Source organism: Luteibacter sp. P1_D3 (genome assembly GCF_056406135.1).
This window is the reverse complement of sequence record NZ_JBFUAT010000017.1, coordinates 77,142-89,200: the sequence shown is the minus strand read 5'-3', so window position 1 is coordinate 89,200 and position 12,059 is coordinate 77,142. Positions and strand designations below refer to the sequence as shown.

At 62.1% G+C, this 12,059-nt stretch carries 13 protein-coding genes; 3 read left to right on the top strand and 10 right to left on the bottom strand.

Features of this window, described 5'->3' with window-relative positions; translation table 11 throughout:
• From AC1DYM_RS12765 to AC1DYM_RS12745, 5 genes are all read right to left on the bottom strand, one after another.
• Positions 1 to 185: hypothetical protein (locus AC1DYM_RS12765; RefSeq protein ID WP_477338823.1), on the bottom strand; the 185-nt coding region annotated here is incomplete at its 3' end.
• Between the two features lie 322 nt (positions 186 to 507).
• Positions 508 to 828, bottom strand: a complete 321-nt coding sequence (locus AC1DYM_RS12760; protein ID WP_477338821.1) for a hypothetical protein — start codon at positions 826 to 828, stop codon at positions 508 to 510.
• Between the two features lie 25 nt (positions 829 to 853).
• The gene (locus AC1DYM_RS12755) at positions 854 to 1,744 is read right to left on the bottom strand and encodes a tetratricopeptide repeat protein (protein WP_477338819.1); all 891 of its coding nucleotides are present in this window, start codon (positions 1,742 to 1,744) and stop codon (positions 854 to 856) included.
• A gap of 89 nt (positions 1,745 to 1,833) precedes the next feature.
• Positions 1,834 to 2,109, bottom strand: coding sequence for a hypothetical protein (locus tag AC1DYM_RS12750; protein ID WP_477338817.1), 276 nt, complete (start codon positions 2,107 to 2,109; stop codon positions 1,834 to 1,836).
• Between the two features lie 715 nt (positions 2,110 to 2,824).
• Positions 2,825 to 3,571, bottom strand: coding sequence for a hypothetical protein (locus tag AC1DYM_RS12745; protein ID WP_477338815.1), 747 nt, complete (start codon positions 3,569 to 3,571; stop codon positions 2,825 to 2,827).
• A gap of 82 nt (positions 3,572 to 3,653) precedes the next feature.
• On the opposite strand from AC1DYM_RS12745, the gene AC1DYM_RS12740 reads away from it, so the two are divergent.
• On the top strand, positions 3,654 to 4,520 hold the full coding sequence (locus tag AC1DYM_RS12740; RefSeq protein WP_477338813.1) for a lysostaphin resistance A-like protein: 867 nt from the start codon (positions 3,654 to 3,656) through the stop codon (positions 4,518 to 4,520).
• Between the two features lie 64 nt (positions 4,521 to 4,584).
• Here the strand turns inward: AC1DYM_RS12740 and AC1DYM_RS12735 are convergent, their stop codons facing one another.
• The 3 genes from AC1DYM_RS12735 to AC1DYM_RS12725 all read right to left on the bottom strand — a co-directional run bounded on the left by AC1DYM_RS12735 (position 4,585) and on the right by AC1DYM_RS12725 (position 6,474).
• Entirely contained in the window at positions 4,585 to 5,496 is a 912-nt protein-coding gene (locus AC1DYM_RS12735) for an alpha/beta fold hydrolase (protein WP_477338811.1), read from the bottom strand.
• A gap of 119 nt (positions 5,497 to 5,615) precedes the next feature.
• Positions 5,616 to 5,939: a hypothetical protein gene (locus tag AC1DYM_RS12730; protein ID WP_477338809.1), complete on the bottom strand. Its 324-nt coding sequence runs from the start codon at positions 5,937 to 5,939 to the stop codon at positions 5,616 to 5,618.
• 7 nt (positions 5,940 to 5,946) lie between these two features.
• Positions 5,947 to 6,474 (bottom strand): hypothetical protein, encoded by a 528-nt coding sequence (locus AC1DYM_RS12725; protein ID WP_477338807.1) that lies wholly within the window; start codon positions 6,472 to 6,474, stop codon positions 5,947 to 5,949.
• A 513-nt stretch (positions 6,475 to 6,987) separates the two neighbouring features.
• Here AC1DYM_RS12725 and AC1DYM_RS12720 point away from each other — a divergent pair.
• Together AC1DYM_RS12720 and AC1DYM_RS12715 are read left to right on the top strand one after the other, a co-directional pair.
• Positions 6,988 to 7,455 (top strand): DUF2975 domain-containing protein, encoded by a 468-nt coding sequence (locus tag AC1DYM_RS12720; RefSeq protein ID WP_477338827.1) that lies wholly within the window; start codon positions 6,988 to 6,990, stop codon positions 7,453 to 7,455.
• Positions 7,456 to 7,460: 5 nt separating this feature from the next.
• The gene (locus AC1DYM_RS12715; protein ID WP_477338805.1) at positions 7,461 to 7,700 is read left to right on the top strand and encodes a helix-turn-helix domain-containing protein; all 240 of its coding nucleotides are present in this window, start codon (positions 7,461 to 7,463) and stop codon (positions 7,698 to 7,700) included.
• 56 nt (positions 7,701 to 7,756) lie between these two features.
• On the opposite strand, the gene AC1DYM_RS12710 is transcribed toward AC1DYM_RS12715, so the two are convergent.
• Together AC1DYM_RS12710 and AC1DYM_RS12705 are read right to left on the bottom strand one after the other, a co-directional pair.
• Entirely contained in the window at positions 7,757 to 9,661 is a 1,905-nt protein-coding gene (locus AC1DYM_RS12710) for a glycoside hydrolase family 2 protein (protein ID WP_477338803.1), read from the bottom strand.
• Between the two features lie 10 nt (positions 9,662 to 9,671).
• On the bottom strand, positions 9,672 to 12,044 hold the full coding sequence (locus AC1DYM_RS12705) for a GH92 family glycosyl hydrolase (protein ID WP_477338801.1): 2,373 nt from the start codon (positions 12,042 to 12,044) through the stop codon (positions 9,672 to 9,674).
• Positions 12,045 to 12,059: the final 15 nt, after the last annotated feature.

Genomic DNA, 12,059 nt, shown 5'->3' with positions numbered 1-12,059 from the left:
GAACTAGAGTCCGCTGTCTTGGTAGCTTCCAAGGTGACGTCAGTTGCGTCGATACCGGTCAACGAAGAAGACTCGGCATCTTCGAGCACGCGGCTTTCAGTCCGAACGAGCACATTCTGTAGTCCAAGTGGAACGCCCGAATTCAACCGTCCCGGCGTCGCGTCCAGATAGAAAGGCGAGCGCAACGTGTAGTTACCTGCTCAACGGCTTCATGTCTGATCCGGGCGCCAAAGCGCGCATTCCGTAGGGTACGTCAGCGGCCGCACCATATGCACCAAAATCTAGGAACGTCCCGCTTCCATCGAAGAAACCACCGTAGCGACTGAACTGATAACCGGGTTGTAAGCTTTCAACTGTCGGCGCCGACCAGAAACCATCATTCGGCGGCCAGTAAGTTTGCAGTGCCTTTCCAAGTGAGGAAACGGTTTGAACAGCTTCCGCATCAGAGAGTGCACTGTTTGGAACGACAAAAAAACGCCCGCTTGGCGCGGGCGTTTACACTCGACTCTAATGAATCGAGTAGGAGTCTTGCCCCGACCACGAGATCATTCGATAGGCACCAAATTTCTCACCTTGCTTTACGTAGTACTGAAGAAGCTCCGATGGTGACCAACCGGGGCCTACTGAAAAGACGGCGTCCAGTTTAATTAGTGCATGGATTAGCGCCCTCCGATCATCGTCGTCCTCAATCACCCTCACGAATTGATCCTCTTGTCGCTCGAAACCAAGGACCTGCAAAGCTTCAACGCGGTGATCATCCGTGACAACTAAACGCGCCCTGTTGCCGGCCACATCGACGACGATTACTTCATCATTTGGATATTTCATTTCACATGCACCGTCAAAATTTTTGTCACGCTCGGATTGTCAATCGTGGGGATTGGTTGCGCCACCATCTCAGGCGATCCATTCGGAAGATGATTTCCTGGGCCTTGGAAGTACGCATTTCCTTCGAGCGGACTAGGCCGGTGCAGATCAAATGGAGGTCGACGCCCTGGGCGCGCATGGCTTCGATCACCGCCGAGCCGAGGATCGCCGTGGGATGAGCGCCAAAGCCGTAGGAGACGAAGCCGATACGCGGCTTCGCGTTGCCGTTGGCAAGAGGCATGGGCGGACCGATCGATCGCACGCGCTGCTCCACCCAGGCCCTCGCGCATTGACGCTGCTCCGCCGCATCGTCGCCCTCGGCCAGGAAGGAGAGCGGCTGGACCGCACCACGTCCGTCGCGCACGGTCTGACGTAGGGCGACGGACAACTGATCCAGACGGTCCCAATCACAAAGCACGCGTTTGACCGACACCAGCGCGGCGAGACTCTTTGCGTCGTCCGGCGCCTCCCGCAACGCTCGCGCATAGCTTTCTCGCGCCAGCTCCAGCTCCTTGCCTGCATGTTGCGCGTCGCCCAGGCGACGCCATAACAGGCCATTCGTTGGCGCGATCGCCACGGCACGGCGAAACGCGTCCGCAGCCTCGCCCGACCGCAACAGCAGCATGAGGGCCTCACCCAAAAGTGCCCAGGCGGGCGCGAAGCCCGGCGATGTCTCGATCAGGCGACGCGCGCAGCTCTCTGCCGCTTCAAGACGTCCGGCGCGGAGATCGCACTGGCCAACGTTGATCGCCGCACCGAGCGCCGCAGGATCGGATGCCACGCGGAGGAAAACGTCGCGCGCTTCGTCGAAGCGTCCCTCGTCGAACAACCGGCGTCCCGCCTCATTCTGCGCGAGAACGTCCCTTTCCCTATCCATTGTCTGTCCGTGTGTCCCCTGTGGACCGCTTGATAGGGCATTCGGCTATCTGCCGTCAAGGCAAATCCTTATCAGGCTGCCACATCCCGCTACGCGGCCCCCTTCTCCCAACACATCCGCGCATGTGCCTGCGCCGTGCACTGCACACCCATATGTGTCAGCGCACCGATCGCCTCCAACCCGTGTGCGACGCGCTGGCAGTCCACGGTATCGGACTCATGGATGAAATCGGCGAGTAACCGAGTGAGGCTCCGGGCGTACTGAAGCCACTCGGTAGCCTCGTTCATCAGGTCGTGCGCGGTGGCCTCGGGATCGATGTGGTAGTGGAAACCGGGATGGTGGGTGTGCGCTTTTGTTTTAGCCATGACGCTCTCCTTGCCTGCCGCTCGCTGACCGTCGATCCAGGTGCGACACGCCACGCATCGCGCAGCGTGCCGCGGGTCTAACGGATCTCACGGATTCGCGGGTTCATCGGCTGCCCGTGTCCGGGCACCGTGCGGTTGGATTGACGAAGTGTGTTGCGGGGGCAGTCACGCCTGTTCTCGGGTCACACGGCGACGCGCCGGGTTGCTCGGCCGAGAAAAAACTCAGGGGGACGGCTGCCGCCGCGGTTCTTCAACCGTGCCTGCGGGGAACGCAGGGCGCCGGGTGACCGATGGGGATGTCGCCTGGGGGATTCGGCGGGCGAGCGGTTACCGTATGATCTGGCTTAGCCATATCAACTCCTAGAACAGTTGGTTTGGTTAGCGGTCCAGGGGTGCTGATACACCTCTGGGCCGCGCTTCTCACCGCATAGAGCGATGGTTGCCTGCGCAGCATTCACAGCGACGACGCAGGCAACGGAATGACCGTATCAAAACAACTTGAAGTTGTCTGTAGGCGCGGTCGCCGAACTCGGCATGTGGCAGAAAAGGGAATGCTTTTTCTGGCCGCGCCGTAAAAAAAAAACCGCCTTCCGGCGGCTTCTTCTAAACTTGACTATCGCAGCGTGACTCCCGAGGGAATCGTCGTCGGCTCCGGCGCTGCACCAGCTTACCGACCGAGATCAAGTGTACGGAACACAGTGCGTTCGTCAAGCCTCTACGAACCCCACCCCTTCCTGTTGAAAGAGGCGGAGGTCGCGGTGAAACGTTTTTTCATCGTCTGCTGACACCCCCACCGCTTGGCAAGCTCCCGTGCGGCTTCCTCCCAGTCACGGCAATCCCAGAACGATGAATTGGCCTCTGCTTGCAAGGTTGTGAGTCGCGCATTGAGACTGACTATCTCCCGCTCTCGCTGGGCAAGCGCGATCTTTGCCGTCAGCGCAGCCTCATAGTCGGAAATGCCGGTAGCGTGGGCGAGTGCGGCACTTAAGGCATGCAACTCTCGACGGTTGATGACCACTCGGTAGTTGCGGACGGCGGCGCCACCGGTCCGCGTAACCTCGGGCGCCAGAATACGGTCGACTGATACCGACATGACCATACCGCCTAGAACAAAACTGCGCTTCTTGCTCCCGCCATAGAAATGGAGCTTTGATAACGTCTCGTTCGATAACTCGAAGGCCGTCTTGTCCGCTTCCGCCGGAACGATTGATGTCACCGGCACGACCTGGACGAGCGATCTTCCCACGCTCACGACTACCGCCAGCCGCCGCTTGTGCATCTCGCCGCGAAGCAAATGGTCAGGATTGACGCCCACCCTTCCCCTCATCGCGACTGTGGTTACAAAAGACGCGTAATGTCCAAAATCAACCTCGACCAATTTACCTCGCCAGAGGTGATGGGAAGCGCGACCCTGGCTTTTTGCCAGAAGAATCCCGAGGTATTGCTCCGAGGTATAGGGCACGTGGGCAAGTGACCTCCGGCATGCGCACACCTTCCCCGCGCCCGCTATCGTCCCTTTGTCAACTTTTCACTGTAAAGCACACATGACCACAAAGTCTGAAGCTCTCGTCAAAGACATCGCCTGGTTCCTGTTCTGGTTGGTGGCCTTTAGTGCACCCATCGACGCCTTCAGTGTCTATCTCGGCTACACCACGCCCATGATCTCTCGCATCACGATGTGGGCGCCGGGGGCCGCCGCACTCGTAACCTGCCTCATCCGTCGCATTCGTATCGACAGCCTCGGCTGGCACTGGCCGACGTGGAACGTCCTCGGCTGGAGTTACTTCCTGCCGTGGTTCTACGCGCTGCCGGTGTATTTCCTGACCTGGCTACTGATACCGGGCGCGCTGGACTGGCCGGCTTTCGTCACGCAATCCGCGCAGCCGTATCACGTCGTCGACCACGCAGGCCTCTTCGCCGCCGCGTTCAGCATTCCCACGACGCTGGTCTTCGCCTTCCTCTCGACCATGATGTGGGCGCTTGGGGAAGAACTCGGTTGGCGCGGCTTCCTCCAGCCTCGGATGGGCGCGTGGCTCGGAACGACGAAGGGTGCGTTGGTCGTCGGACTCATCTGGGCTGCCTGGCACTATCCGGTGCTCCTCGGCGCCGACTACAACAGCGGAACCCCGCCTGCCTATGCGCTCACCTGCTTCACGCTCACGGTGGTGAGCATGGCGGTGATCAGCGGCTGGCTACGCACCGTATCAGCCAGCATCTGGCCGAGCGTCGTTTTGCACGCCATCCACAACACCCTGATCCAGGCCGTTCTCGATGCGATGACGAATACACATGGAAAGGCCCCGTACGTCACAACGGAATTCGGCTTCGGCATGACGCTGACCATGGCGGTCACGGCTTTCGTTGTTGTTCGGGTGTGCTCGAAGATGAAGCCGGTCGGCCTCACCGCCTGAGCAAATCAGTCCGGTCACAGGAGGGACGGACTGTGCGTTCCGTCCCTCTTGGTCGATGACGCGGTTAGAGCGTGTCCCGCATGAACGCCTGCGTCGCTTCCGCCACCTCGTCGAGTCGGGTATCCATGGCGAAATGACCCGCGTCCAGGATCACGATACAGGCATTTGGAAGATCCCGTTTGAACGCATCCGCCCCGGGCACCGTAAACGCCAGATCATGCTTGCCCCAGACAACAAGCGTCGGCAGCTGATGCGTGCGTAGCCACGTCTGCCACGTCGGATACGCCGCGAGGTTGTGCTGGTAGTCGAAAATAAGCTCGGACTGGATCTCTGCCTGGCCAGGACGATTGACATAAGCGTATTCGTCCATCCAGAGGTCGGGATCGTAGGCTTCCACGTCAGGGTCAGTACCGATGTGGCGGGCACGGGTGGTTTCCACGGAGAGATGTGCCTGGCGCACGGGCTGCTCGTTGGCGGCGCGATCCGTCCAGAACGCCTTGCGCTTCTCCCAGATCGGACCGAGGCCGTCTTCGTATACGTTGCCGTTCTGGAAGATGGTGCCCAGCACCGCCGACGGACGCGCCATGGCAAGACGCATGCCGACCGGTGCGCCGTAGTCCTGCATGAACAGCACGTACTGATCGATTCCCACGGCGTCCGTGAACTTCTGCATGACTTCCGCGAGACGATCGAACGTGTACGCGAAGTTGGCGGGCGTCGGCGCATCGCTGTTGCCGAAGCCGGGATAGTCGGGTGCGATCAGGTGATAGCGATCGCCGAGCTTCCGCATCAGGCCGTCGTACATTCTCGACGAGCTGGGGACGCCGTGAAGGAGGAGCAGTGTCGGTTTGTGTTTGGCGCCGGCTTCGCGGTAGGCGATCGTTACGCCGTCGACATCGACCGTTCGGTAGGACACCCGTGCGGTCGACGCGGAGGGCGGCAGTTTGATATCGGCGGTAGCGGCGTTTGGATTCATGACGGCTCTCCTTCGAGCCATGAACAATGGCGAGATCCTCCTTGAATGACGCCATGCCTACAATCCGCCCGTTCCGAAACTAAGTCTTTCTTCCAGAGGAATAATGCGCAGATTGTTACTCAATGCCGCACTTTTTCCAGATCCAGCATGAAGAGGTAGCTGCCTCGCGCTGCCGATCCGGGAATATCGACACAGACATGGATATAAGCCTCGATCGTCGCCTGAGCGCCCTGCCCCGCCGCGTCCATGCCGCCTCCGTACTGATCGCAGCCCGTCGCTCTCTCCAGGCGGATGGAAAGCAGGTGGGCAGAGGTTTGCAGCGCGCTCATGACGGGAACGTGCGCACCGAAGGTGATCAGGAGGGCTATCGCTCCTCCTACCAGAAGGCCGGCCCGTGCCAGTCCTGATAGGGTTCGACGGGTGTCGTTGCTGTTCGAATGCATGGGGATCCTAGGGTTGCCCGGTGCGTCGAACGCGCTCGGCGTTCTCGGCATCCATGGCTTTTAGCGGGGTGTCGGTTGGGCAGCCTTGAGGGACGCGCGCGTCGACGCGGTAAGCGGCAACGCACGCGGCTTCGCTGGGCGGTGTCGGTGCGTCGGGCAGATCGTTCGCCAGGCTGTGTGCGGGGGCCATGCTGAGCCTGACATCACCATCCTTGGCAGCGGCCTTCGACGGAGCGTCCCCAAAGCCACACCCGCCACCCAGCGGGCCGACCGCGCAGTGCATGCGGACGCCATGGCCAAAATCCACCGTTTTCTTGAGGGTGGCGGCGTCTTGTGCGCGACGGAGCCCCTCGCTCACCACGCTCTCGTCGCGTGGCACCCAGGCGTCTTCGAAACGGGACTTCGTGTATCCGACGATGCTTCGATGCGACATGATGCCGGCGCTGTCGGTGGGCTGGGGAGGTATGAAGTCCGGCGTCGGCGACTCGCCTTCGGCCTTGTGCATCACGGGCATGTCGGTCGATTCGGTGGTCACGTCGGTCGCTCCGGAATGACGGACAACAGCAGCCTCTGAAGCGGGGACCGACGAAGTGACCGGCGCCGTTGCCGCCTTTGGTTTCGCGCGAGGCGCATCAGGCGGTCGGGTCGCTGAGCTCACGTGGGCCACGGGGGTCGGGTGGCTTTGCATGAACCCGGACCGACCCGCCTCATGACGCGACGCCCGATCGACAAAGCGGACCTCGAGCGCCACATCCCGCGCGGTGGGTACGGCGATACCCTTCTGCACCTGCGGCTGCATCTCGAAGCGGATCACCAGAACCAAAAGGACGTGCACGCCCATGGCGGCGGCTATCGCGAGCGTCGACGAGGCCCGGGAGTCGTGGCGCGCCTTGCAATCCACGGACATCTCCGACATCGTTGCCATGCCGACAACTTTACGGAGAACGTTTACTGTTTAACAGTAAACTTTATGTACTTAACAATGATTATTGATTGTGCTAAGGCCAAATCTCGGGCGCGATGGCTCCGCTATGGCGTCCTCGTCGTGATGGCGCTGGTCGTGATCTGCAACGTCGCCCTGGCCTTGCCCGGTGGGTGGGAAACGGCCAACAAATACGTCGAAGTCACCCGGTCGTTTACCAAACCGCTGGCGGACCATCCCGCCTTGTTGACCTTCGAAATCGCCCTGGAATCGATCATCTGCCTGGTCGGGCTCTACCGACTGGTCAAGCTGCTACGCCTGTTCGAAAGCGGGGAGTTCTTCAGTGTTCGCGCGGTGAGTCATCTACGGGCGTTCGCGCTGTCGCTGCTTCTGATCACCCTGGCCGGATGTTTCATGCCGCCGCTCGAACTGCTGGCTGGACGCCTTCTCGGCATCGGCCATGTCACGGCGATCGCGTTGGACATCGACAGCAACGACGTCTGGTCGGGCATGATCAGCGCCGTGTTTTTCGTCATCGCCCTGATCATGGGCGAAGCCGGAAAGCTTGCCGAAGACAACGGCCTGATCGTGTAACGACCATGCCTATCGTCATCAACCTCGACATGATGCTCGCGCGACGCAAGGTGAAGTCGCGCGCCCTCGCCGCTTATGTGGGGATCACGGAGCAGAACCTTTCCTTGCTGAAATCTAGCAAGGTACGAGGTATTCGCTTCGGCACCCTGGAGCGCATCTGCGAATACCTCGATTGCCAGCCGGGGGATTTGTTGGAGTATCAGCCGGGGGAGTCGGTCGGTGACGATTCTGACGGGGTTGATTGAGTTTTGGGGGGAGAGCTTCGCCGATGAATCGGCTCCTACCTAGGGCCCCGGGTTTGTCAGGGGTGGCTGGCTGCCTGGATGGTGGCTTCGTTGATTTTGCGTACCCTGGCCTCGTCTACTTTTTCGATTTTGCGGTCGTAGGTGTATAGGCCGTTGTGCTCGCCTTCGACGTCGGTGATCTGGGTGTAGACGCTGCCGGAGACGCCGATGCCCGGACCCTTGTCACGTAGCACGGCGGTATTGGCGACGTAGCCGTCGTTCAACGCGGCGTTGTCTTTTACGGCACCGTACGGGTTGATGGCGGTGTTGGGCCAGATGTGTCCGGCGACGCCGAGTGTCAGGCCGCCGTGTTCGCCGTCCATCGAGGCGCGCGTCGCGTCCGGGGCGGGCAAACCGGGTCCCTGGTAATCGTGGATATCGATGAGGTCGCCGGCCTGCGGATCGCCCTTGGTGTCGCAGCAGTTGGCGCCGCTACGTGCGTTGACCAGGCGCGAGGGGTCGAGCTTCTTGATCTGCGCCGCAAGTTCGGCCGCTGCCGGAATGCTCCACTGGCCCCAGCCTTCATTGAACGGGATCCAGCCGATGATCGACGTCTCGCCCTTCAGTTGCTCGACGATGGCCGAGACGTCGGTGCGGAAGCCGGCCTTGTCGGCGTCGTTGAGCTTGTCGTTGTGGCCGTTCGGCAGCGACGGCATGTCCTGCCAGATCATCAGGCCGATGCGATCGGCCCAGTAGTACCAGCGCGCCGGCTCGACCTTGATGTGCTTGCGGATGGTGTTGAAGCCGAGGTCCTTCGTCTTCTGGATATCGAACTTCAGCGCCGCATCGGTCGGCGCCGTGTAGATGCCGTCCGGCCAGTAGCCCTGGTCGAGGGTGCCCAGCAGGAAGGTCGGCTTGCCGTTGAGGACGATACGATTGAGGCCGCCCACCTTGGCGATACCGATGGTGCGCAGGCCCGCGTAGCTCGTGACGTCGTCGTGCTGGTCGCCCTGGGTGAGCGTGGCCTTGAAGGTGTAGAGGAAAGGATCCTGCGGACTCCAAAGGCGCGGGTGAGCGACGGCGACACGCAGCGGCGTACCGGCCGGACCTTTCGCTTCGCCCACGGGCTTGCCATCCGCGTACGCGGTGACATGCAGCGTCGCGTTGTCACCGGTGCCCTGCACCTTCGACGTCACCGTAAAAGCATCCAGGCTGGATGCTGGCGTGAACTCGAGCTGCGCAAGGCTCGTCGCGGGGACCGGCTCCAGCCACACCGACTGCCAGATACCCGACGCCGCCGTGTAGAAGATCCCATCGGGCTTGAGCCGCTGTTTACCGACCATCACGTTGACGCCGTCGACCGGTGCGTGCACGGCGACGACGATTTCCTGCTGGCCCTTTGGAACGAGGGCTGACGTGATGTCTGCGCTGAAGGATGTATAGCCGCCCGTATGGCGTGCCACTTCCTTGCCGTTGACGTAGACCGTGGCGTCCTGCGCGACGGCGCCGAAGTTCAGGCGGACGTGCTGGCCGTGCGCGGTGAAGGCGGCCGGGATATCTACCAGGCGGCGGTAGGTCATGAAGTCGGCGTGCTTCTGCACGCCTGAGAGCACCGACTCGACCGGATATGGGACCAGGACCTTGTCCTTGAGGTCCTTGCCGAAGACAGGCGCGGTGTTTCCGTCTGCCGCCGCGTACTGCCACAGGCCGTTGAGGTTCAGCCACTGGGGGTGGTCCAGCGAGGGGCGCGCGAGTTGTGGGCGGGGATAGTCGGGTAAGGCGTTGGTGGGGGAGACTTCGGAGGTCCACGGGGTGGCGAGGGGGGCGGGTTTGCCGCTCCAGGTGGCGGCACTATCCGTCGCGGCCATGGCCATGGGAGCGGTGCCGAGGGCGATGGTTATGGCGAGCCACGTTTTGGCCTTCGCCAGCTCAAGCCATCGCCGCTGAAGCGGCTCCCACATTTCTTTTGCGTTCGTCGTCATGGTCGGCTTCTTAATGGGTAGCGGCGGGGGGCGACATGGACGCGGGGGCGTCGTCCGGTTTGCTGCCCCAGGTCTGACTGGGTTCGGGGCCCATGGTCAGTTCCAGCTTGGCGCCGTTGGCGATATCGGCATGGCTGAACCAGGGTTTGGTCCAGGGCTTGCCGTTGAGTGTGGCGGACTGGATGTAGATGTTCCGCTCGGAATTGTTCTTTGCGTCGATCTCGAACACCTTGTCGTTACCCAGGTGCAGGCGGACGCGATCGAAGATCGGGCTGCCGATGATGTAGTCGGGCGTGGCGGGATCGACCGGGTAGAAGCCCATGGCGCTGAGCACGTACCACGAGGAGGTCGAGCCCTGGTCGTCCATACCGGGATAACCGTAACCGGTGGCATCGCTGCCGTACAGGTCGGCGAGGATGCGACGGGTCAGCGCCTGGGTCTTCCAGGGCTGTCCGCTCCATGCATAGAGGTAGGCGGCTTGCTGGTCCGGCTGGTTGCCCTGGACGTACTGGCCGATCACGCCCGTGCAGTCACGGCAGATGCCCTTCGGGGCATAGGGGGTGTTGAAGAACGTGTCGAGCTTGGCGTTGAAGGCATCGCGTCCACCGAGCAGGTTCATCAGGCCCTGCACGTCGTGCGGCACCAGCCAGAGCGTCGACCAGCCCGAGCCTTCCTTCATCATGAAGTTGTAGTACGGCTCCGCCGGATCGAATGGCGAGATCCACTTACCGTCGTCGGTACGGCCGCGGAAGAAGCCCACCGAGGGATCGAAGACGTTGCGGTAGTTACCGGCGCGACGCTCGAACATCGCGGCATCGTCCTTCTTGCCCAGACGACGGGCGAGATCGGCCAGCGCATGGTCGTCCCAGGCGTATTCGAGGGTCGTCGCGACACCGGCCTTGCCACCGGCATAGGGCGGGCTCGGATTGCCCGGCGGCACGATGTCGGCAATCCAACCGTTCTTGTCGTATTCGGCAAGGTAGCCGCGCGGGCCCTTCGGATCGGTCGCGTTCTTGCGCAGTACCTCGTACGCGCCCGCATAGTCGAACGGAATGCCGCGCTGCATGGCGCCGTCATAGAGGAACACGGCGTGGTCGCCATGGAACGAGGTGTTCATGTAGCCGTGTTCGCGTCCCCGCTCGAGTTCGGAACGCATGATGTCCTGCACGACTTTCGGCTGGAGCAACATCAGCAAGGCGATCTGGTTGCGGCCGGTGTCCCAATACGGGACGGGGCTGTAAAGATCGTACGCGGCGACCTGGAGCTGGCCCTTGGCGTCGGTGTAGTGCTCGCCCTTGCGCGCGACGACACGCGGGCTGGCAAACGAGTGATAGAGCGTCGAATAGAACAAGGCGCGCTGCTTCGGCGTACCGCCGGTCACTTCGACGCGATCGAACAGCTGCGCCCAGGCTGTACGGGCCTTGCGGTGCACGCTGTCGAAATCCGTATCCGCCGCGTGCAGCCGCTGTGCGGCCTCGTCGGCGCTGTGACCGTGCGCGATCCTCACCAGCACCTGGTCGCCGTCCTTCGTATCGAAGGTGACGTAGGCACCCGCATAGCTGCCGGATACCGTGCGCTGGCCCGTCTGGATGTCTTCGCGGCCCAGGCCTTCGCCCTTGTCGTTGACGTCGGCGTGGAACGTCCCGAAGGCGGCGAACGGCCGCGAGAACTCCGCGATGAAATACGGACCGTCGGCGTCGTGATTGCCGCGACTGCCTTTGTCGACACCGCTGATGGTCCTGTCGCCGACCACCGCCACGTCACCCCCGCCGCGACGCAGGTTCACCACCACGTTGGAACGATGGCTTTCCGGAAAGATGAAGCGCATCAGGCTGGTCCACTGCGTCACCGTCAGTTCGGCGCGGGTATGGAACGTAGCGAGGTCGACGGCGTAGTAACCAGGCGACGCCTTCTCGGTCGACTTGTCGTAGTACGACGAGGCGTAGTCCGGCGGGACGGTCCAGTCACCCACCACCGGCATGATCATCGGCGCGGCGCGCGCACCGTACGTCGAGCCGCCGCCAGTGAAGCCGATCATCGCGGGGCGCCCGTAGGCATACGAGACCGGAACGCCGGTAGCGAAACTCAGGTCGGCATTGATATTGACCGGCGCGGCGTCGGTCGAGCTTTGCGGCAGGCCCGCACCGGGCGAGGTCATGCCCGAATACAGCGGTTCGCCCGGCGGGGGCGCGTTGCCGATGAACTCTTTCCTGTCCAGCGGTGCCGTGCCGACGAGCGGATTCGCTTCATCGACGGGCGAAAGGGCGGAGGTTGACGGTTTGTCATGGCCTGCGTAGGCCGCGCTGAGGGTGCCGAGCGCGAAGACCGAAAGCGTCGCCGCGAGAGCACGGCGGCGATAGAACGATAGCTGTGGGGAATTCATCGTGTTTTCCTGGGG

What these genes read in the sequence shown, in the direction of transcription:
- AC1DYM_RS12755 (WP_477338819.1), bottom strand. Translation starts at nt 1,744, where the DNA reads ATGGATAGGGAAAGGGACGTTCTCGCGCAGAATGAGGCGGGACGCCGG.
- AC1DYM_RS12760 (WP_477338821.1), bottom strand. Translation starts at nt 828, where the DNA reads ATGAAATATCCAAATGATGAAGTAATCGTCGTCGATGTGGCCGGCAAC.
- AC1DYM_RS12720 (WP_477338827.1), top strand. Translation starts at nt 6,988, where the DNA reads ATGGCGCTGGTCGTGATCTGCAACGTCGCCCTGGCCTTGCCCGGTGGG.
- AC1DYM_RS12710 (WP_477338803.1), bottom strand. Translation starts at nt 9,661, where the DNA reads ATGACGACGAACGCAAAAGAAATGTGGGAGCCGCTTCAGCGGCGATGG.
- AC1DYM_RS12735 (WP_477338811.1), bottom strand. Translation starts at nt 5,496, where the DNA reads ATGAATCCAAACGCCGCTACCGCCGATATCAAACTGCCGCCCTCCGCG.
- AC1DYM_RS12705 (WP_477338801.1), bottom strand. Translation starts at nt 12,044, where the DNA reads ATGAATTCCCCACAGCTATCGTTCTATCGCCGCCGTGCTCTCGCGGCG.
- AC1DYM_RS12715 (WP_477338805.1), top strand. Translation starts at nt 7,461, where the DNA reads ATGCCTATCGTCATCAACCTCGACATGATGCTCGCGCGACGCAAGGTG.
- AC1DYM_RS12750 (WP_477338817.1), bottom strand. Translation starts at nt 2,109, where the DNA reads ATGGCTAAAACAAAAGCGCACACCCACCATCCCGGTTTCCACTACCAC.
- AC1DYM_RS12730 (WP_477338809.1), bottom strand. Translation starts at nt 5,939, where the DNA reads ATGCATTCGAACAGCAACGACACCCGTCGAACCCTATCAGGACTGGCA.
- AC1DYM_RS12740 (WP_477338813.1), top strand. Translation starts at nt 3,654, where the DNA reads ATGACCACAAAGTCTGAAGCTCTCGTCAAAGACATCGCCTGGTTCCTG.